The organism is Streptomyces sp. NPDC104096, assembly GCF_055584385.1.
This window is the reverse complement of record NZ_JBVJMD010000044.1, coordinates 44233-63793: the sequence shown is the minus strand read 5'-3', so window position 1 is coordinate 63793 and position 19561 is coordinate 44233. Positions and strand designations below refer to the sequence as shown.

Here is a 19561-nt window from a genome sequence, read left to right as displayed (position 1 = left end):
CGGTCCCCACGGGCGGCGGAACCGCCGACGGCACAGTCTCGCGCCCCCTTGGGGGCGTGGGGCCCGCCCGAACCCGGGCGTGCGGACGGGCGGCACACAGCTGCCCGTCCGCACGCCTTGCCGCTTCCTGACGTGGATTCCTCGGCTCCTGCCGCTTCCTCACGTCACCCCTTCGATTCCGACAGCTTCCGTGGGCCGATTTCCCCAGTCTCAGCTGTTTTCGGTCTCGGGTTTTCCCGCTTCTGAACCGCTCCCCGATGCCGCCATCGCTCGATGCCGGCTCTTCTATTCACCTGGAGATGTCATGTCCTCGCCCCCCTGGTTCCGGTCTGCCAGACCGGGCCGGCGCAGCGGCACTCGCCGCACCGCGCTGGTCCTCGGTCTGGCCCTGTCCATCGGCCTGCTCCCACAGTTCGTTCCGGTCGACGCCGCAGCCGCCACGGGTCAGACCAGGCCCAAGTCCCAGACCGATCTCGATGACCCGGTCCGCGGCAAGAACGCCAGGGCCAAGAAGTACAACAAGGCCGACGCGGCCGAGAAGGCCGCGGTCAAGCACGCCGCCGAGGCCCACTGGCCCAAGGCGGGCAACGCCGAGGTAGCTCTCTCCGGCAGAGCGGCCAAGGCCGCCGGCCTGCCCCTGACGGCCAAGGCCGTCGGAGGGGACAAGAGCGCCGATTCCGTGCGCGTCGAGGTGCTGGGCCGCAAGGCGGCCCAGGCCGCCGGCGTGGACGGAGTCCTGTTCACTGTCGCCCGCACGGACGGCGAGAGCGCCCAGGGTGACGCCCAGGTCACCCTGGACTACTCGGACTTCGCGGACGCCTACGGCGGCGGCTACGGCTCCCGGCTGCGCCTCGCGCAGTTCCCCGAATGTGTGCTGACCACGCCCGAGAAGAAGGGCTGCTCGGTCCCGACATATCTGAAAAGCAGCAACAACGCGGCGCGACAGACGCTGACGGCGAGGGTCGCCGCGGCCGGTGACACGTCGGGAACCAGCTCCCAGCTGATGACCGCGGCGGCCGGCGCTGCCTCGGCCACCGTGCTCGCGGCCACCGCGAGCAGCGGTGGCGACCAGGGCGACTACAAGGCGACCAGCCTCTCTCCGTCCTCGGAGTGGGGAGTCGACACCAGCTCGGGCGCCTTCACCTGGTCGTACCCCCTGACCCTCCCGCCTGTACCGGGCGGGACGCAGCCTCCGGTCGGATTGAGCTACAACTCCCAGTCGATCGACGGTCAGACCGCGGCCACGAACAACCAGGGCTCGTGGGTCGGCCAGGGCTTCTCCTACGATCCCGGCTTCATCGAGCGCAGCTACAAGGGCTGCGCCGACGACGGCCAGGCCGCCAACCTCGGCGACCAGTGCTGGGCGTTCGACAACGCGACGCTCTCCCTCGCGGGCGGCACCTCCGGCGAGATCGTCAAGGACGACACCACGGGCAAGTGGCGGATCGGCAATGACGACAACTCCAAGGTCGAGCACCTGACCGGCGCCACCAACGGCGACAACGACGGTGAGTACTGGAAGGTCACGACCGGCGACGGTACCCAGTACTTCTTCGGCCTGAACCGGCTGCCCGGCTACGCGACCGGCAATGAGGAGACCGACTCCACCTGGACCGTCCCCGTCTACGGCGACGACTCGGGCGAGCCCTGCTACAACGCCACCTTCGCCAACGCGTACTGCACGCAGGCCTGGCGCTGGAACCTCGACCACGTCATCGACCCGCACGGCAACGTGATGTCGTACTTCTACGGCAAGGAGACGAACTACTACACGCAGGGCCTGAAGACCACCGAGAACGGCAAGTCCTACGTCCGCGGTGGCTACCTCAAGCGCGTCGACTACGGCCAGCGCGTGGGCAAGGCGTACTCCACCAAGCCGGCAGCCCAGGTCGTGTTCACCACCGCGGAACGCTGCGTGGGTGACCTGACCGACTGCTCGGCCGGCGCGCTCACGGACTCCACGGCGGCGGACTGGCCCGACGTGCCCTGGGACCAGAACTGCAAGGCCGACACCAAGTGTCCCGGCCAGAACTCGCCGACCTTCTGGACCCGCAAGAAGCTCACCAAGATCACGACACAGATCCGGACCGGCGACTCCACGTACAGCCCGGTCGATGAGTGGAGCCTCGCCCACATCTTCACCGACAACGGCGACGCCTCCAAGTCGCTGTGGCTGAACGGCATCAGCCACACCGGCAAGGTGGGTACCGACGCCTCCGTGCCGTCGGTCGAGCTCTACGGCAAGCAGCTCGCCAACCGCGTCGACGTGACCGGCGACAACCTGCAGCCCTTCTACCGGTTCCGGCTCTCCGCCGTGAAGAGCGAGTCGGGCGGTGTGCTCAGCGTCAACTACGCCGACACGCAGTGCACGACGAGCAGCCTTCCGGCCGAGGGGTCGTCGACCAAGCGCTGCTTCCCGGTGAAGTGGACTCCTCCGGGTGTCACCGATCCGATCGTGGACTGGTTCCACAAATACGTGGTCGCGTCGGTCGTCGAGAACGACCTGACCGGCGGCAGCCCCAACCAGGTCACCTCGTACACGTATCTGGGCGACGCCGGCTGGCGCAAGGCCAAGGCCGACGGCATCACGAAGGACGAGTACCGCACGTGGGGCGACTGGCGCGGTTACGGCAAGGTCCGTGTCGAGACCTCCGACGGCACCAACTCCGCCTCGAACACCAAGACCGAGCACACCTTCTTCAGGGGCCTCGACGGGGACGTCGACAAGAGCGGCGCCACCCGCTCCGCGAGCGTGACCGACTCCAACGGCGTCGCGTACACCGACTCGGACTGGAAGGCCGGCTTCGAGCTGGAGACGGTCACCTACAACGGTGACAAGATCACCGAGAAGGCCGTCACCGAGCCGTGGACCGCGGTCACCGGGACCGAGACCCACGACTGGGGCACCCGCAAGTCGCGCTATGTGGCGAAGGGAGCCACCAACTCCTACACGGCCCTTGCCGTGGGCGGCTGGCGCAACACCCGCTCCACCAACGTGTACGACAGCGTGACCGGCCGTCTCACCCAGGTCGACGACGACGGTGAGGTCGGCGTCGCCGACAACCAGTGCACGCGTACCGAGTACGCGGACAACGCGAGCGCCCACCTGTACACATATGTCTCGCGTACGGAAACGGTCTCCGTGGACTGCGCCACGACACCCAACCGCGCCACTCAGGTCCTCTCCGACGATCTGACGCTGTACGACGGTTCCACCACCCTGGGCGCGGCCCCGACGAAGGGTGACGCGACCCTCACCAAGCGTCTGACGGCCCACGACGGCAACGTGGCGACATACCAGACGACCACCGACACGACGTACGACTCCTACGGACGCCCCCTCACGGTCAAGGACTCGGAAACCCACACCACGACGACCGTCTACACGGACAACGCCTACGGTCTGGCCACGAAGTCCACGGTCACCAACACCCTGGGCTGGACGACCTCGACCGAGTACGCCCCCCAATGGGGCGTGCCGAGCGCCAAGGTCGACGAGAACGGCAAACGCACCGAGCTGGCCTACGACGGCCTGGGCCGCCTGACCTCCATCTGGCTCTCCGACCGCATCGGTCTGACGCCGTCGATCAAGTACGACTACCTGATCCGTGGCGACTCGGGCCCGACCGCCGTCCACACCCAGAAGATCGAGAACGACGGCACCTCGTACGGCAGCGAGTGGACCCTGTACGACGGTCTGCTACGCCCGCGTCAGCAACAGACCGAGGGCGACGGCGGCGGCCGCATGATCGCCGACACCGTCTATGACGGCTCCAACCGCGTGGTCAAGGTCAACGACACCTACTACGCCTCCGGTGCCACGTCCTCCACTCTGTTCGTGCCTCGCGACGAGGACCTGGACGCGCAGACGGTCACGGAGTACGACGGCGCGAGCCGCGCCACGGCGTCGATCTTCAAGGTCGCGGGGGCGGAGAAGTACCGCACCACGTACACGTACGGCGGTGACAGGACCACGACCAACCCGCCGGCCGGGCAGCCGACCGTCACGGTCGTGTCCGACGCGCGGGAGCAGGCGACCAAGCGGATCGAGTACCCCGCGGGAGGCGACCCGGTCACCACCTCGTACGACTACAAGCCCTCGGGCCAGTTGTCGAAGGTGACGGACGACGCCGGGAACGTCTGGTCGTACGACTACGACCAGATGGGGCGGAGGAAGACGGCTGTCGACCCCGACACCGGTACCTCCACGTTCACCTACGACACGATGGACCGACCGACCTCCGTCACGCTCAACGGCACCAAGACGTCGATGAAGTACGACGAGCTGGGCCGGCAGATCTCGACCTGGCAGGGCGAGGCGGACACCGGCACCAAGCTGTCGGTGATGAAGTACGACACGATCTTCAAGGGGGAGCTGTACGGCAACTACACGTACAAGGACGGCGCGGTCTACTCGTCGGTGATCTACCCGGTCCTCGACGCGGACAACGACTACAAGCCGACCTCGACGAAGTACACCCTGTCGAAGACGGCCGAGCCCCAACTGGGCGGCACGTACGAGTACACGAATCAGTACAACGACGACAGTTCGGTGCAGGGGCAGGGACTGCCCGCGGTCGGTGACCTGCCGGCCGAAGCGATCAAGTACGGCTATGACGACCTGCAACGCCCGTCGGGCCTCACCACCTCGCTCGGCGGCCTCAGCTACGTCACGGACGTCACGTACTCGCCCACGTCCAACCTGGAACAGATCGAGCTGTACACGGGCGGCAGCGGCGACAAGAAGACCTGGCTGTCGTACAACTACGAGGCGGGTACCGACCGGCTCAAGAACTCCAACATCACTGTCGAGGGCGGAGCGAGCAAGGCCTACGACGCCGACTACACGTACGACGCGAGCGGCAACATCCTCTCCATCGCCGACACTCCGAGCGCCGGCGCGAGCGATGTCCAGTGCTTCAGCTACGACGGGCTGAGCCAGCTGACGGACGCGTGGACCTCGTCCACGACGCCCGGCGGTGGCTCGGGAACGGGCAACACGGATGCGGCCTGTTCCTCGGGCGCGTCGGCCTCGACGGTCGGCGGCGTCACCCCCTACTGGACCGAGTACGGCTACGACTCCATCGGCAATCGCACGAGCGAGGTGCGCCACGGCCTGAACGGCGCCGGCACCTCGACCCGCGACTACACCTACGGAGAGGGTTCCGGGCCGAACGGCACGGACTCCGGTCCGCACACCGTCTCGAAGATCGTAGAGAAGACGGAGGCCACCGGCAGCACCCCGCAAGTCACGTCTCAGGACACCTACACCTATGACATCTCGGGCAACACCCACACACGGGTCCTGTCCGGTGACACGCAGACCCTCGACTGGGACAAGCAGAACGAGCTGACGCAGGTCACCAACGCGGACGGGAAGGTGACGTCGTACAAGTACGACGCCTCGGGTGAGCGCATCCTGCGGGACACACCCACCGAGAAGACCTTCTACCTGCCCGGCACGGAACTTCACCTGGACAAGGCCACGTCCAAGGTGACCGCGACCCGCTACTACACCTTCGGTTCGATGACGGTGGCGATGCGGGACGTGAGCGGGGTGCACTTCCTCGGCGCGGATCACCAGGGCACGGCGGATCTCGCTATCGACGCCAAGACGGGCGTGACGTCACGCCGACGCACGGACCCGTTCGGCAACACCCGTGACGAGTCGTCCGGCTCCGGGACGTCGTGGGTCAATGACAAGGGTTTCGTGGGCGGCACCGTCCAGGCGTCCACAGGCCTGGTCACCCTCGGGGCGCGCGAGTACGACGCCGACACCGGCCGTTTCATCTCTGCGGACCCGATCGTCGACTTCGACGACCCGCAGCAGATCAACGGCTACGCCTACGCCGACAACAGTCCGGTGACGCGTAGTGACCCCTCGGGACTCGAAAGCTGTGGTCCGTCCAACTACAGCTGCACCAAGGACACCATCGACACGATCAACAAGGACGGGGCAGGCAAGGGCAACGGCGCCACTTCCACGGGCGGAAGCGGCGGCAACGGAAACGGTGCCGGCCCGGTCGACACGCCAGCAAAGGCCAAGGCGGACGAGTCCCGCGCCAAGGAGGACGCGGCCAAGCAGCGCGCGATCGCCATCGCCAAGGAACTCGGCAAGATAATCGCCGACGAACTCGGCATCACCGATGCCCTCGACTGCTTCACCACGGGAAACATCGGTTCCTGCGGCAACACCGCGCTCAATGTGGTGTCCTCGCTCGTCAGCGGCGGGCCCCTGGGCCGACTGGCGGCGAAGTACGGGTGGCGGGTCGACAAGGCCCTCGCCGTGGGCAAGCGGATCGTCGGCCTGGGCAAGAAACTCTGGAGCGACTTCAAGGGCTGGCGCAAAGCCAGAAAGGCGGCGAAGGAAGCCGAGAAGCTGGCCAAGGCATGCAAGGTGCCTAACAGTTTCACGCCTGACACCAGAGTGCTGATGGCCGATGGCACCACAAAGGCGATCAAGGACGTCGACATCGGCGACAAGGTGGTGGCCACCGACCCCGAAACGGACAAGACCACCACCGAGACGGTCACGGCGGAGATCAAGGGCACCGGCCTCAAGCACCTCGTCAAGGTCACCATCGACACCGACGGCAAGAAGGGGACCAAGACCGCATCGGTCACCGCGACGGACGGACACCCCTTCTGGGTAGCAGAACTCGGAGCATGGCTCCAGGCCACTGACCTCAAGCCGGGCGAGTGGCTGAACACCAGCACGGGGACGCAGGTCCGCATCGCGGCGGTCAAGCGTTGGACGGTGCTGACAGCCACGGTCCACAACCTCACGGTCAGTGAACTGCACACGTACTATGTACTCGCAGGTGACACGCCCGTACTCGTTCACAACTGCACGGTCAGTCCTCATTCGCTGGAGCGGACCGAGTCACTCGATGGAGCTGCCTCGCGTCAGCGTGTCGATGAGATCGCCGACAGTATGGGTAAAGACGGGTGGCAGGGTGATTCCATCGAGGTCTTCGAGCACAACAATCGCAAGTATGTAATCAACGGGCACCATCGGGTTGCTGCCGCCAAGAAGGCAAATATCGATGTTCAGTATCGGTCCATCTCGCTCGACGAGGTGAAGGCTTACGGCTACAGGGATGCTGATCATGTCGTCTGGTCGGCGATCGAAGTCGGCCGAGACTTTCCTTCCGCGGCTCGAAGGGGACGTAGGGGATGGTGAATTCAGTCAAGAATCCGGTAGTATCGGTGGTTGAGAGATTCCTGAACGCCCTTGACCACAACAGGAATGCACTACTTCGCGAGTTTCCGGAGTTCGATAGGTTGGACGTCGTGCTGCAGAGTGTTCGTTCTGGAGCACTCGAACGGACGGCGCGGACAGTCGACGGCTTCGTCTACTCCGTTCATGGGCGAGGGTGTCACTTGACCAGTCCGGACGGAATTGAGGTCGCCATTGACCTACTGCCGGGTGGCTGGGAGGCGTTTGATATCTGGCGGATAGAGAGATTCGCGGCGAGTGTTGGCGGGGCCCCCGCCCCGCAAAAATCCGCTCTCCTTCACCAGTGTCACGAGCTCATCCAAACCGGTGTCCTCTGCGAACCACAAAAGGGATGGTTCAGCTCATTGAGGAATCGGGCCGTCGATGACCTGACGGCGTCGCCGGTGACGAACGAAGAGAGTTGACCACGGTCGCTGGAAACCAGCAATAAAGTACGCGGGGTCCGCCAGTAACGGTACTGGCGGACCCCTTCCGTGTTTCAAGTGAAGAGACATCTATCCCCCAGGTCATGACTCAAGGGAAAGCGTTCCAGGATGCGGGAGAGAAGGGACAGCGACATCGCCTTCGCCGAACGTCCGCTGCGTCCGCTGCGTCCGCTGCGTCCGCACCTCACGCTGGCCCGCGCTCGCTGTCACGACAACGCGTCCGTAACATCGGCCGCCACCTGCCCCGACGGCTTCACCGAAAGCCCTTGGCAGACCGAACGTCTCTACCTCGTCGGCAGCACGGTAAAAGGCCACCCAGGTCCACGGCGCTATCAGGACATCGACGCATGGACCCTGGTCACTGGGCAAAGGCATCCCGATCCAAAACCGCCTCAGGCTGCTGTGCATGCGCACCAGGACGGTTCAGGTCCCTCGATAGTGCCAGCTCGGCCCCACGCGCACTGAACCGGTCAGACGGCGACGCCACCGGTCAAGCGGTCGGGCCTTCGCATGCTCCTCCGGTTGCAGACTCACGCCCCCGGCAGGCAGTCGCGCACGACGGCCGTCGTCGACCTGCTCCGGCGAGATCCATTGCGCAGTTGACGCCGAGAACATGCGCCATTTCGGACCGCGGGCCTCGTACGCTGACCCCACAGACCACGAGCAAGATCCGGACCAGGCACGGACCAACTCGGCTGAACAGCAGACACATGCACAGCCCCTTGTCAGTGCCCGCAGAGCCGAGCGACAAAGCCGGGCCTGCCTCTCAGTCCCGGCGCCCACCGAGCACTGGCCCTGAGCCGATCAGCCCCAAGATGTCCGAGTTCAACGGAGCGTAGTCAGCACCAAGTCGGCACGGGAGAGGTGAACACGGGTGATGACGTGGGATTTTGGTCAGCACCGAACCAGCACGGGAGTCAGCAACGCACCGTCAAAACACCTTGAATTGCGCGTCCCGGACAGTGCTCGCCTCACCCCCGTTCAGCCCCTGAACCGCCCTCCCGCGAGCCGACACGAGTCGGCATGGTGGCCGCACGCACAGCCACCCCCCGAACTATGTTGTCCCGCCACATGTGCGCCCGACCTGGGGCTTCCTACGGTGTGCCGACACGTACCCGTCCCCACCGCACACGAGGAAGTGGCGCACATGGCCTCAGCAGCATCCGCTCCCCCGACACCCGGCAACCTCAAGCGCATCGTCGCCGCCAGCCTCATCGGCACCACCATCGAGTGGTACGACTTCTTCCTCTACGGCTCCGCCGCCGCGCTCGTCTTCAACAAGCTGTTCTTTCCCGACTCCGATCCCCTGGTCGGCACCCTGCTGTCGTTCCTGACGTACGCCGTCGGGTTCGCCGCCCGGCCGCTGGGCGCGCTGGTGTTCGGGCACTACGGCGACCGGCTCGGCCGCAAGAAGCTGCTGGTGCTGAGCCTGCTGCTGATGGGCGGGGCCACCTTCGCGATCGGGCTGCTGCCGACGCACGCCAGTGTCGGGGCGGCCGCCCCGGTGCTGCTGACCGCGCTGCGCCTGGTGCAGGGGTTCGCGCTGGGCGGTGAGTGGGGCGGCGCCGTGCTGCTGGTGTCCGAGCACGGCGACGCGCGGCGGCGCGGGTTCTGGGCCTCGTGGCCGCAGACCGGGGCGCCCGCGGGGCAGCTCCTGGCGACCGGTGTCCTGTCGCTGCTGACCGCCGTGCTGTCGGACGACGCGTTCGGCAGCTGGGGCTGGCGCATCCCGTTCCTGCTGTCCGGGGTGCTGGTGGTCGTCGGTCTGTGGATCCGACTGTCCGTCGACGAGTCGCCGGTCTTCAAGGAGGCGCTGGCCCGGGCCGAGGCGCGCAAGGCCACGGACGCCGAGGCGGCCGAGCGGCTGCCGCTGGTGTCGGTGCTGCGGCACCACTGGCGCGACATCCTGGTGGCGATGGGCGCGCGCATGGCGGAGAACATCAGCTACTACGTCATCACCGCCTTCATCCTCGTCTACGCCACCACCTCCGCCGGCGTCTCCAAGCAGACCGCGCTCAACGCGGTGCTGATCGCGTCGGCCGTGCACTTCGCGGTGATCCCGGCGTGGGGCGCGCTGTCGGACCGGGTGGGCCGTCGGCCGGTGTATCTGCTGGGTGCGGTCGGGGTCGGACTGTGGATGTTCCCGTTCTTCTCGCTCATCGACACCGGTGGATTCGGCAACCTGATCCTCGCGGTGACGGTGGGACTGGTGCTGCACGGGGCGATGTACGCGCCGCAGGCCGCGTTCTTCTCGGAGATGTTCGCGACCCGGATGCGTTACTCCGGTGCCTCCATCGGCGCCCAGTTCGCCTCCGTCGCCGCGGGCGCGCCGGCGCCGCTCATCGCCACCGCGCTGCTGTCCGACTACGGCAGCTCCACTCCGATCGCCCTGTACGTGATCGCCGCGGCCGTCCTGACGGTGGTCGCCGTGCTGGCGGCGAAGGAGACGCGGCTGCGCGACCTCGCGGACGTCTCGGCCGATGCCGGTGCCGAGGGCGCTTCGGCACCGGCGGCGGACGCGCGTATCGCCTGAGCCGCCGGTCCCCGTCCGTCCCCTGACCCCGTGCGCCTCGCGTGCGGGGTCAGGGGCGTCACGCCGCCGACAGTCGGTGCAGGCGCAGGGCGAGTTGGATCTCCAGGACGCGGGCCGGGCTCTGCCAGTCCTCGCCGAGCAGCCGGCCGACACGCTCCAGGCGCTGGGCGACCGTGTTCACATGGACGTGCAGTTCGTCCTTGGTGCGGGCCGGGCTCATCCCGCAGGCGAAGTACGCGTCGAGGGTGTGCAGCAGATCGGTGCCGCGGCGCTCGTCGTACGCCACCACCTGGCCGACGGTGCGGTCGACGAAGCCGGCTATGTCCCGGTCGCCGGCCAGGAGCAGGCCGAGGAACCCGAAGTCGTCGGCGGCCGCGCCGTCTCCGGTGCGGCCCAGCAGCCGGAGGGCGTCGAGACAGCGTCGTGCCTCCACGTAGGCCACGGCCACGGCGTCCGGGCGCGCGGCGAGGTCGTCCACCGCGGCGGAGGCGCCGACGGTGACCGCCTCGTGGACGGCCGTGCCCAGGTGCCGGGCGGTGCGCCGGGCGAGGTCGGTGACGCTGTCGCCGCGGACGAGGGGCAGCAGCAGTACGGTGCCGCCGTCGCGGGCTGCGGCCAGCCCGTGCCGGGTGGCGGCGAGGTGCGAGGCCGCCGACCACAGGCGCCGGCGGGCGGCCGCCTCCTGGTCGGCGTCGGCCGCGGGGCCGTCGAGGCGGGCGGCGAGGACGACATGGGTGGCGTCGAGGTCGGCGTGCAGTCGTGTGGCGCGTTCCCGCAGCAGGCGCGGGTCGCGGTCACGGGCGTCCAGCAGGTCGTCGAGGAGTTCGCCGCGCACCCGTTGTTCGGCCTCGGCGGCGGAGCGTCTGGCGAGCAGCAGCAGGGAGGTGACCATCGCCGCGCGTTCCAGGGTGCGCTGGTCGACCGGGTCGAGGTCCGGGTGGCCGCGCAGCACCAGGGCGCCGAGCAGTTCGCCGCCTGCGGTCACGGCGGCGATCCAGTCCGTGCCGTGCCGTACGGCGTGTCCCTCGGCGCGGGACGCCTCCAGCGCCGGGGCCGGGGTGCCGGCGGACTCGGTGAACTCGACGGTGCCGTCGAGGACCTCGGCGACGGCGGCGGCCACGTCGTGCACCCCGCCGCCGCGCAGGACGAGTTCGGCGAGCCGGTCGTGGATGTCGGAGGCGCGCTCGATGACCGCGCTGCGGTCCTGGATGATCTCGTTGGCCCGCTCCAGGCCGGCCAGGGCGGAGCGGGTCTCGGTGAGCAGGTTGGCGGTGTCGATGGCGGCCGCGGCGAGGGCGGCGAAGGAGCCGAGCAGCGCGATCTGTTCCCGCTCGAAGACCCTGGCCCGGCGGTCCGCGGCGAAGAGCACCCCGATGACCTGCGGTCCCAGCATCAGGGGTACGCCGAGGATGGCGACCAGGCCCTCGTCCTGGACGCCCGCGTCGATCGTGGTGGTGTGCTGGAACCTGCCGTCCCGGAAGTAGTCGTCGGTGACGTAGGGCCGGGCCGTCTGCGCGACGAGGCCGCCGAGGCCCTCGCCCATCCCCAGGCGCAACTGCTGGAAGCGGGCCGCGACCGAGCCCTCGGTCACCCGCATGTAGGTGTCGCCGCGGGCCGGGTCGTGGAGGCTGAGGTAGGCGACGTCCGTGCCGAGCAGCGACCGGGCGCGCTGGACGATCGCCGGGAGGACGGCGTCGAGGTCCCTGAGCCCGGCCAGGTCGTGCGCGGTCTCGAAGAGCGCGGACAGTTCGGCCTCGCGCCGCCGTCGTCCCTCCAGCTCCGAACGCACGCGCAGGGCGAGCCGTTTGGCGTGTTCGAGTGCGGCGATCCGTGCGGTCGGCTCCGCAGCGGCGCGGGCCGACAGCACCGGCTCCTCATAGGCGTCGACGGCCGCGCCCCGGGCCAGGAGCTCCAGGAACGGCGCCTCGGCCGCATGGGACGAAGGCTCGGCCTCGCGGGCGGAACGCTCGGCCGACTGCACATGATCGCGGGACATGGTCACAGGATCCCCCATCGCGCGCCCGCGGCGTCAGGCCTGTGGACAACTCCGGCGCCCGGCGGCACGGGCCGGCTCAGTGCGCGGTCCAGCCACCGTCCAGCACCAGGGACGTGCCGGTCACGAACGACGCCGCCGGGCTGCACAGATACGCCATCGCCTCGGCGACCTCCGCCGGTTCGATGAGCCGTTTGACCGCGCTGTCCTTCAGGAGCACCTCGGACAGCACGCGCTCCTCGGAGATCCCGTGCGCCCTCGACTGATCGCTGAGCTGCTTCTCGACCAGGGGGGTGCGCACATAGGCGGGGTTCACGCAGTTCGAGGTGACGCCGTGCGCGGCGCCTTCGAGTGCGGCCGTCTTGGACAGCCCCTCCAGGCCGTGCTTGGCGGCGACGTAGGCGGCCTTGTAGGGCGAGGCCCGCAGCCCGTGCACCGAGGACACGTTGACGATGCGGCCCCAGCCCTGCCCGTACATATGGGGCAGGGCGCCGCGGATGAGCCGGAACGGTGCCTCCAGCATCACGGTGAGCACGGTGTGGAAGACGTCCGGCGGGAATTCCTCGATGGGCCGTACCAGTTGCATCCCGGCGTTGTTGACCAGGATGTCGGTGCCCGCGGCGGCGAGTTCGGCGGTGTCCAGGTCGGTGAGGTCGAGGACCTGCGGCTCGACCCCGCCCGGCAGGCCAACGGCTCGTTCGGCGAGTGCCTCCAGGCCCCGGACGTCCCGGTCGACCGCTCTCACCTTGGCCCCGGCGGCGGCCAGCCGCAGGACGCAGGCGCTGCCGATGCCGCCGGCGGCGCCGGTGACCAGGGCGGTGCGGCCGTCGAGGTCGAGCGGGACGGCGGGCTGAACGGGGAGGGCACTGGGCGCGGTCATGCCCCGACCCTAGGCAGCCGCCCCACCCCGCCCCATGTGGTCACAACCCACACTTCAGAGCACATTCATGGGGGTCACCCCTATGGGGCGCCCCGGTGTTCCCACCGCTCAGAGGGGGCTGGCCGAGTCGAACCAGGTGGGTCCCTCGGACAGCGCCAGCTTGATCCGGTGCAGCCCGAACTCGTTCAGGTCGGGCAGGGCGTCCACCTCGAACCAGCCCACCTCGAGCGACTCGTCGTCGTTCACCCGGGCCTCCCCGCCGACGGCACGGCAGCGGAAGGTGATGTCCATGTACTGGCACATGTCCCCGTTGGCGTACGTGACCGGTGTCAGCGCCTGGACCAGGACCACCCGCTCGACGACGCACCGCACCGCGGTCTCCTCCTCGACCTCGCGCACGGCGCACGCGGCGGGCTGCTCCCCCGGCTCCGGGATGCCGCCGATGACGGACCAGTTGCGGGTGTCGCTCCGGCGGCCCAGCAGCACTCTGCCCGCGTCGTCGAAGACGAGGGCGGTCACCCCGGGCAGCCAGAGCAGTTGCTGTCCGGCGGAGGCCCGCAGTTCGCGGATGAAGTCAGGAGTAGCCATGGGGCCGACCCTAGCGGGTCGGCCCCATGGCTCCGTGTCGCCCACGAGGGCGTTCGGCGGGCGTACGGCTACACGCCACCGGCGCGCCGGCCGCGCACACCGGCGGCGACGGCCCAGCCGAGCCCGCCGGCCGCCACGAGGACGAGGGCGATCTCGGGCAGGATGCCCAGCCGGGTGGCGGGCGTCTCGGAGGAGCGCAGCGGCACCTTCTGCACCAGTGAGTCGGCCACGAACATGCCGGTCTTCTGGGCGATCTTCCCGTCCGGCATGATGACCGCGCTGACTCCGCTGGTCACCGGGACGGTGACGGTGCGGCTGTGCTCGACGGCGCGGACCCGGGACATGGCGAGCTGCTGGTAGGTCATCTCGCTGCGGTCGAAGGTGGCGTTGTTGCTCGGCACGGAGATCATCTGGGCGCCGTGGGTGACGGTGTCGCGCACGGCCCAGTCGAAGGCCGCCTCGTAACAGGTGGCGAGTCCGACCTCGGAGCCGTCCATGTCGAACACACCCGGCTCGCTGCCCCGGCTGAAGTCCTGGCGGATCATCGACGTCCAGTCCTTGTTGATCGCGCCGATGAGCGAACGCAGCGGGAGGTACTCGCCGAACGGCTGGATCTGCCGCTTGTCGTACGTGTCCAGCGGACCCTTCTCCGGGTCCCAGAGGATCTGCTCGTTGAAGACCTTGCCGTCCCGCTCGACGACACCGCCGACCGAGATCGGCGCGCCGATCCGCTTCGCCGCCGTCTCGATGACGGCGGCCGCGTCGGGGTTGGCGAGCGGGTCGATGTCGGAGGAGTTCTCCGGCCACAGCACGAAGTCGGGCCGGGGCACCTTGCCCGCCTCGACCTCGGCGGCCAGCCGCTCCGTCTCGCGCGCGTGGAAGTCGAGCACCGCGCGGCGCTGGGCGTTGAACTCCAGGCCGAGCCGCGGGACGTTGCCCTGGATGACGGCGACGGTCGCCGTGCCGTCCTCGGCCTTGTCGCTGACCAGCGGGCGGGCGGCCACCGCGCCCGCCACCGGCACGGCCACGCTCAGCAGGGCCACGGCGGCGGCGGAGCGCCGCACGGTACCGGTGCCGCGGGCCGCGACGGCCAGCCGCACGGCCTCGCACAGGCCGAAGCCGCACAGCACGACCGCGAAGCCGAGCACCGGGGTGCCGCCGACCGCCGCGAGCGGCAGGAAGACGCCGTCCGCCTGCCCGAACGCGATCTTGCCCCAGGGGAAGCCGCGGAAGGGCACCCGCGCGCGTACCGCCTCACCGGCGATCCACAGCGCGGCCGCCCACACCGGCCAGGCGGGCAGTCTGGACACCGCGGCGACGCCCACGCCGACCAGCCCGACGAACAGGGCCTCGATCGCGACCAGGGCGAGCCAGGGGCCGGGGCCGACCTCGACACCGGTCCACACCAGCAGCGGCAGCAGGAAGCCGAGGCCGAAGAGGTAGCCGAGGCCCAGTGCCGCCTTCCAGCTCCGGCCGCGCAGCACCCAGCCGAAGACGGCGAAGGCCGGCAGGGCCAGCCACCACAGGGGGCGTGGGGGGAAGCTGACATAGAGCAGCACTCCGGAGAGCGCCGCGACGACGGCCGGGACGAGGCGCAGGAGCCGACGGCCGCGCGCTGCGGGCGCGGCCGGGGGTTCCAGCTGGTCCGACTGGCCTACTGAGGTTGCGGTCACGGTCACTCCGGGAGTGTACGGCCGCTGACCTCGGCGTCCACAACACGGGCCGGATGCGGGACCGGCCCGGACCCGGTCCGTGAGCGGCCGCGCGGGGCATCGCTCGTACCCCTTGCCGCAACGTTCCTGCGGGGCGCCGCACAGCTCATCCACAAACCGGCCATCAGCCGTTACGGTGGCCGAAGTCTCCGCCGCGGGGCCGGTCACGGTCGGCGCGGAGGCGGTCGTGCGGCGGGGGCCGGGCGACGGGACTGTCACGGGTCGGGGGCGGCCGGGTGCGGGGGGACGGGGTGGGGTTCACGGGGAGGGCGTCCGCTGCCGGTCCGGCGGCGGACGGCGAGAGACGCAACGCGTCCGACGGGGTGGGCGTCGTGGTGCTCGGGGCCTGCGCCGCCTGGTCCCTGCTGACGGCGGCCGCGCACGACGGCCGCCCGGAAGGGGTGCTGCTCGCGGTGCTCGCCGTGGCGGCGGGCCATGCCGCCGGGCGGATCTTCGGGGCGCTGCTGCCGGTGGCGGCACCCTGCGCCGGGGCGCTGGCCGGGCTGGCCCTGACCCTGACCGTGCCGCATCTCGCGCCCGGACCGCAGATCGTCGCACCGCTCGGACCCGCCGGAGCGACCGCGGCCCTGCTGACCCTCTCGGCCGGCGCCGCGTGCTGCGCCGCCTGGGCCGCGCCCGCCCCGGCCGCACGGCTGGCGGCGTGCCTGCTGGCCGCCGGGATCACCGTGACCGCGGCCGTCCGGGGCTCGGTCGTCGGCGCCGCCGCCTGCGCCGCGGTGCTGCTGTGCTCGCTCGCCGCGGGCCGCACGCGCCGGGGTGCCGGCATCGCGGTCCTGGCTCTGGCCGCCGCCGGGGTCACCGGTCTGACCTGGGCGGTCGCCGGGAGCGCGCTGCCGGACGGGCTCGCCTCGGCACTGGAGGGCGGGCTGACGACGCACCGGATCGAGCTGTGGCACGACGCCCTGCACCTGGCGGGCCGGGAGCGCGCGCTGGGCGTGGGCCCGGGACGCTTCGGCGACCTCAGCGCGACGGCGACCGCCGCGACGCCGTCCGACGGGAAGCCGCACTCGGCGCCGTTGCAGCTGGCCGCCGAGCAGGGCGTGGTCGGTGTGGCCCTGCTCGCGGCCGCCTACTGCTGGATGCTCGGCGCGCTGTGGCGCTCACCGCGTCCCACGCCCGTCGTACTGACCGCGGGCGCGGCGCTGACGGCGCTGGCGGCCATCGCCTCGGTGGGCGACGCGCTGAGCTTCACCGCGGTGTCGGTCGGCGCGGGGCTCCTGGCCGGGCTGGCCACGGCACGGCCGCTGGCCCACGAGCCCACGCCGGACGAGTCGGACGAGTCGGACGAGTCGGACGAGTCGTCGGTACGCGCGCGGGGTGGCCGGCCGGCCCCATGAGCGGGTCGCGTGCCCGGCGCACCGGTCCCGGTGCGTCCGCGCGTGCTCAGTGCAGCGGGCCGTGCGCGTTGGAGCGCAGCCGGTCCCGGATGACCAGTACGGCCGCTTCGGCGTCGTCCACGGTGATCGTGAAGGTGTGCCCGTCCCACAGCCGCAGCACCACGCCCTCACCCCGGCGCACCACGACCGCGGTGCCCTTCTCGGGCCGCCAGCGGTAACCCCAGCCGCCCCAGTGGCGCGGGGTGACGAGCGGGGCGAAGTCGGCACCGGCCACCTGCGCCAGCGGGATGCGGCGGCGCGGCACGCCGATGTGACCGCACCGCACCTCCAGGGACTCCCTGTCGAGCTTCAGGTCGACGTGCACGAAGGCGAGGGTGCCGAAGAGGACGAGCAGACCGGCCGCGATGCAGCCGACCACGGCCGCGGCGAGCGCGGCCGTGCCGGAGGTCCACGCGGAGTCGACGGCCAGTTCGACGCCGAGCGCCATGCAGGCGGCACCGGCGAGCGCCAGCAGCCACTGGAAGCGGTTGGTGGCGCGCCCGGTCCAGATGTCCGGGTGCGGGGTGTCCACGTCCTGGGGGTGGTCCCTCATGGCAATGAGGTTACTCAGGTTTCACCGCGCGGGTACTGCGTCGCGCAGGTTGACTCCGCCGGCCGGGGGAGGTCGCGGAGCGTGGGCGTCCGTCCGTCGCGAAACCGGCTCGTCCGTCAGGAAGCGGGGCTGGTCACCTGCAACAGCCGCCCCTCGGCGTACGCCAGCGCGGGCTTGGGCAGCGTGCCCTCGCGGCCGCTGAGCAGCACCGTCACGGAACCGACCGCCGGCGCCCCGGGGGCGGGGGCCCCACCGATGCGGCGCAGGGCCTGCGCGGCCACGGCACCGGCGGAGCCGTGCAGGACGAGCGGCGGGAGACCGGGGCGCTGCACGGCGGCGCGGATGCGGTCGGCGACCAGTTCGTAGTGGGTGCAGCCGAGGACCACGGTCGTGACGTCCGCGGGGGTCAGCGCGGCGGCCGCGGCGACTGCGGCGTCGACGGCCGCCTCGTCGGCGTGCTCCACGGCTTCGGCCAGTCCCCAGCACGGCACCTCCGCGACGGCCACCCCGTCGGCGAAGTCCCGGATGAGCCCCCGCTGGTAGGGGCTGCCGGTGGTGGCGGGCGTGGCCCAGATCGCGACCGGGCCGCCGCCCGCGGCGGCGGGCTTGATCGCGGGGACCGTGCCGATGACCGGGATACCGGGTTCGAGACGGGTGCGCAGGGTGTCCAGCGCGTGCACGGTGGCGGTGTTGCAGCCGACGATGAGGGCGTCCGGCCCGTGCGCGGCGGCGGCCTCCGCGACGGCCAGGGCGCGCCCGGTGAGATCCTGCGGGGTACGCGGACCCCAGGGCATGCCGTCGGGGTCGAGGGAGAGAACCAGATCCGCGTCGGGCCGCAGACGCCGTACCGCGGCGGTGGCCGCCAGCAGGCCGATTCCGGAGTCCATGAGCGCGATCTTCACCCGGCCACGATAGACGATGGGCTGCTGCGCGCCCCTGCCGTGGGGCAGACTGCGCGGGTGAGCGCCATCACGTGCATCGCCGCCGCTTCTCTCGCCTCCTGGCTGTGGCTGCTGCTCTTCCAGGGCTTCTTCTGGCGTACGGACGTCCGGCTCCCCGCCCTGCGGGATCCGCGGACGTGGCCGCCCGTCTGCGTCGTCGTACCGGCGCGCGACGAGGCCGCGATGCTTCCGTCGAGCCTGCCGTCGCTGCTCGCCCAGGACTACCCGGGCCGGGTGGAGATCTTCCTCGTCGACGACGGCAGCCGGGACGGGACCGGGGACCTGGCGCGCGAACTGGCGCGACGGCACGGCGGGCTGCCGCTGACGGTGGATTCACCGGGCGAGCCGCCCGCGGGCTGGACGGGCAAGCTCTGGGCGGTGCGTCACGGCATCGCCCTGGCACGCACGCGTGAGCCCGCCTACCTCCTGCTCACGGACGCCGACATCGCCCATGCGCCGGACAGTCTGCGCCGGCTGGTGGCCGGTGCCCGCACCGGAGGCTTCGACGTCGTCTCGCAGATGGCGCGGCTGCGGGTGGAGAGCCCGTGGGAGCGGCTCGTCGTGCCCGCCTTCGTCTACTTCTTCGCCCAGCTCTATCCGTTCCGCCGGATCAGCAAGAGGAACAAGGACAACGCCTACGACGCGGACGAAGGAGGAACGGCCGGCGAGAACGAGAAGAAGGGGAGGAGGAAGAGGACCGGGACGGCGGCCGCGGCGGGCGGCTGCGTCCTGCTGAGCGCCGAGGCCGCGCGGCGGGCCCGGATCCCGGACTCCATCCGGCACGCCGTCATCGACGACGTCGCCCTCGCGCGGGCCGTCAAGCGCACCGGGGGCCGGGTCTGGCTCGGGCTGGCCGACGGCGTGGACAGCGTGCGCCCCTATCCGAAGCTGCGCGACCTGTGGCGGATGGTCTCGCGCAGCGCCTACGCGCAACTGCGCCACAGCCTCCTTCTGCTGGCCGGTACGGTCGGCGGACTGGCGCTGGTGTACCTGGCGCCGCCCGTCACCCTGGTCGTGGGGGCGGCCGCGGGCGACCCCGCGGCCGCCGTGCTGGGCGGTACGGCCTGGCTGGTGATGGCCGGGACGTACGTACCGATGCTGCGTTACCACCGGCAGTCGCGGTGGCTGGCTCCGCTGCTGCCGTTCACCGCGTTCCTGTACCTGCTGATGACGGTCGATTCCGCGGTGCAGCACTACCGGGGGCGGGGTGCCGCCTGGAAGGGCCGCACCTACCCGCGTCCCGAGGCCGTCGCCGACGAGGGCTGATCCGCCCGCGCCCCCGCGCCCGCGCCCGCGCCT

At 70.5% G+C, this 19561-nt stretch carries 11 protein-coding genes; 5 read left to right on the top strand and 6 right to left on the bottom strand.

The features are described 5' to 3' along the window. Positions 1-304: 304 nt before the first annotated feature. The 3 genes from ACZ60B_RS32230 (at position 305) to ACZ60B_RS32220 (ending at position 10198) form a co-directional block, all read left to right on the top strand. Positions 305-7183, top strand: coding sequence for an RHS repeat-associated core domain-containing protein (locus tag ACZ60B_RS32230; RefSeq protein WP_469393253.1), 6879 nt, complete (start codon positions 305-307; stop codon positions 7181-7183). After that, entirely contained in the window at positions 7177-7644 is a 468-nt protein-coding gene (locus tag ACZ60B_RS32225) for a DUF6896 domain-containing protein (RefSeq protein WP_469393251.1), read from the top strand. The genes ACZ60B_RS32230 and ACZ60B_RS32225 overlap by 7 nt, the downstream gene beginning before the upstream one ends. A 1168-nt stretch (positions 7645-8812) precedes the next feature. Then, entirely contained in the window at positions 8813-10198 is a 1386-nt protein-coding gene (locus ACZ60B_RS32220; protein WP_469393249.1) for an MFS transporter, read from the top strand. Between the two features lie 58 nt (positions 10199-10256). On the opposite strand, the gene ACZ60B_RS32215 is transcribed toward ACZ60B_RS32220, so the two are convergent. The 4 genes from ACZ60B_RS32215 to lnt form a co-directional block, all read right to left on the bottom strand. Further along, on the bottom strand, positions 10257-12194 hold the full coding sequence (locus tag ACZ60B_RS32215; RefSeq protein WP_469393246.1) for a helix-turn-helix domain-containing protein: 1938 nt from the start codon (positions 12192-12194) through the stop codon (positions 10257-10259). A 76-nt stretch (positions 12195-12270) separates the two neighbouring features. Next, positions 12271-13071 carry a 3-hydroxybutyrate dehydrogenase gene (locus ACZ60B_RS32210; RefSeq protein WP_469393244.1) on the bottom strand — a complete coding sequence of 267 codons (801 nt, stop codon included), beginning with the start codon at positions 13069-13071 and terminating at the stop codon, positions 12271-12273. 108 nt (positions 13072-13179) lie between these two features. Beyond that, positions 13180-13659: an NUDIX hydrolase gene (locus ACZ60B_RS32205; protein ID WP_469393242.1), complete on the bottom strand. Its 480-nt coding sequence runs from the start codon at positions 13657-13659 to the stop codon at positions 13180-13182. A 68-nt stretch (positions 13660-13727) separates the two neighbouring features. Then, positions 13728-15338: an apolipoprotein N-acyltransferase gene (gene lnt / locus ACZ60B_RS32200; protein ID WP_469393240.1), complete on the bottom strand. Its 1611-nt coding sequence runs from the start codon at positions 15336-15338 to the stop codon at positions 13728-13730. Between the two features lie 284 nt (positions 15339-15622). Here lnt and ACZ60B_RS32195 point away from each other — a divergent pair, with 284 nt between their 5' ends. After that, a complete protein-coding gene (locus ACZ60B_RS32195; protein ID WP_469393238.1) occupies positions 15623-16729 on the top strand; it encodes an O-antigen ligase family protein in 1107 nt (368 codons plus the stop codon). A gap of 46 nt (positions 16730-16775) precedes the next feature. Here the strand turns inward: ACZ60B_RS32195 and ACZ60B_RS32190 are convergent, their stop codons facing one another. Both ACZ60B_RS32190 and ACZ60B_RS32185 read right to left on the bottom strand, forming a co-directional pair. Then, entirely contained in the window at positions 16776-17321 is a 546-nt protein-coding gene (locus ACZ60B_RS32190) for a hypothetical protein (protein WP_469393236.1), read from the bottom strand. A 116-nt stretch (positions 17322-17437) separates the two neighbouring features. Continuing rightward, positions 17438-18223, bottom strand: a complete 786-nt coding sequence (locus tag ACZ60B_RS32185) for a glutamate racemase (protein ID WP_469393234.1) — start codon at positions 18221-18223, stop codon at positions 17438-17440. A 39-nt stretch (positions 18224-18262) separates the two neighbouring features. Between ACZ60B_RS32185 and ACZ60B_RS32180 the strand changes: the two genes are divergently transcribed. Continuing rightward, positions 18263-19528: a glycosyltransferase gene (locus ACZ60B_RS32180; RefSeq protein ID WP_469393232.1), complete on the top strand. Its 1266-nt coding sequence runs from the start codon at positions 18263-18265 to the stop codon at positions 19526-19528. The last annotated feature ends 33 nt before the right edge of the window (positions 19529-19561 follow it).

What these genes read in the sequence shown, in the direction of transcription:
- ACZ60B_RS32190 (WP_469393236.1), bottom strand. Translation starts at nt 17,321, where the DNA reads ATGAGGGACCACCCCCAGGACGTGGACACCCCGCACCCGGACATCTGG.
- ACZ60B_RS32205 (WP_469393242.1), bottom strand. Translation starts at nt 13,659, where the DNA reads ATGGCTACTCCTGACTTCATCCGCGAACTGCGGGCCTCCGCCGGACAG.
- ACZ60B_RS32220 (WP_469393249.1), top strand. Translation starts at nt 8,813, where the DNA reads ATGGCCTCAGCAGCATCCGCTCCCCCGACACCCGGCAACCTCAAGCGC.
- ACZ60B_RS32215 (WP_469393246.1), bottom strand. Translation starts at nt 12,194, where the DNA reads ATGTCCCGCGATCATGTGCAGTCGGCCGAGCGTTCCGCCCGCGAGGCC.
- ACZ60B_RS32225 (WP_469393251.1), top strand. Translation starts at nt 7,177, where the DNA reads ATGGTGAATTCAGTCAAGAATCCGGTAGTATCGGTGGTTGAGAGATTC.
- ACZ60B_RS32230 (WP_469393253.1), top strand. Translation starts at nt 305, where the DNA reads ATGTCCTCGCCCCCCTGGTTCCGGTCTGCCAGACCGGGCCGGCGCAGC.
- ACZ60B_RS32210 (WP_469393244.1), bottom strand. Translation starts at nt 13,071, where the DNA reads ATGACCGCGCCCAGTGCCCTCCCCGTTCAGCCCGCCGTCCCGCTCGAC.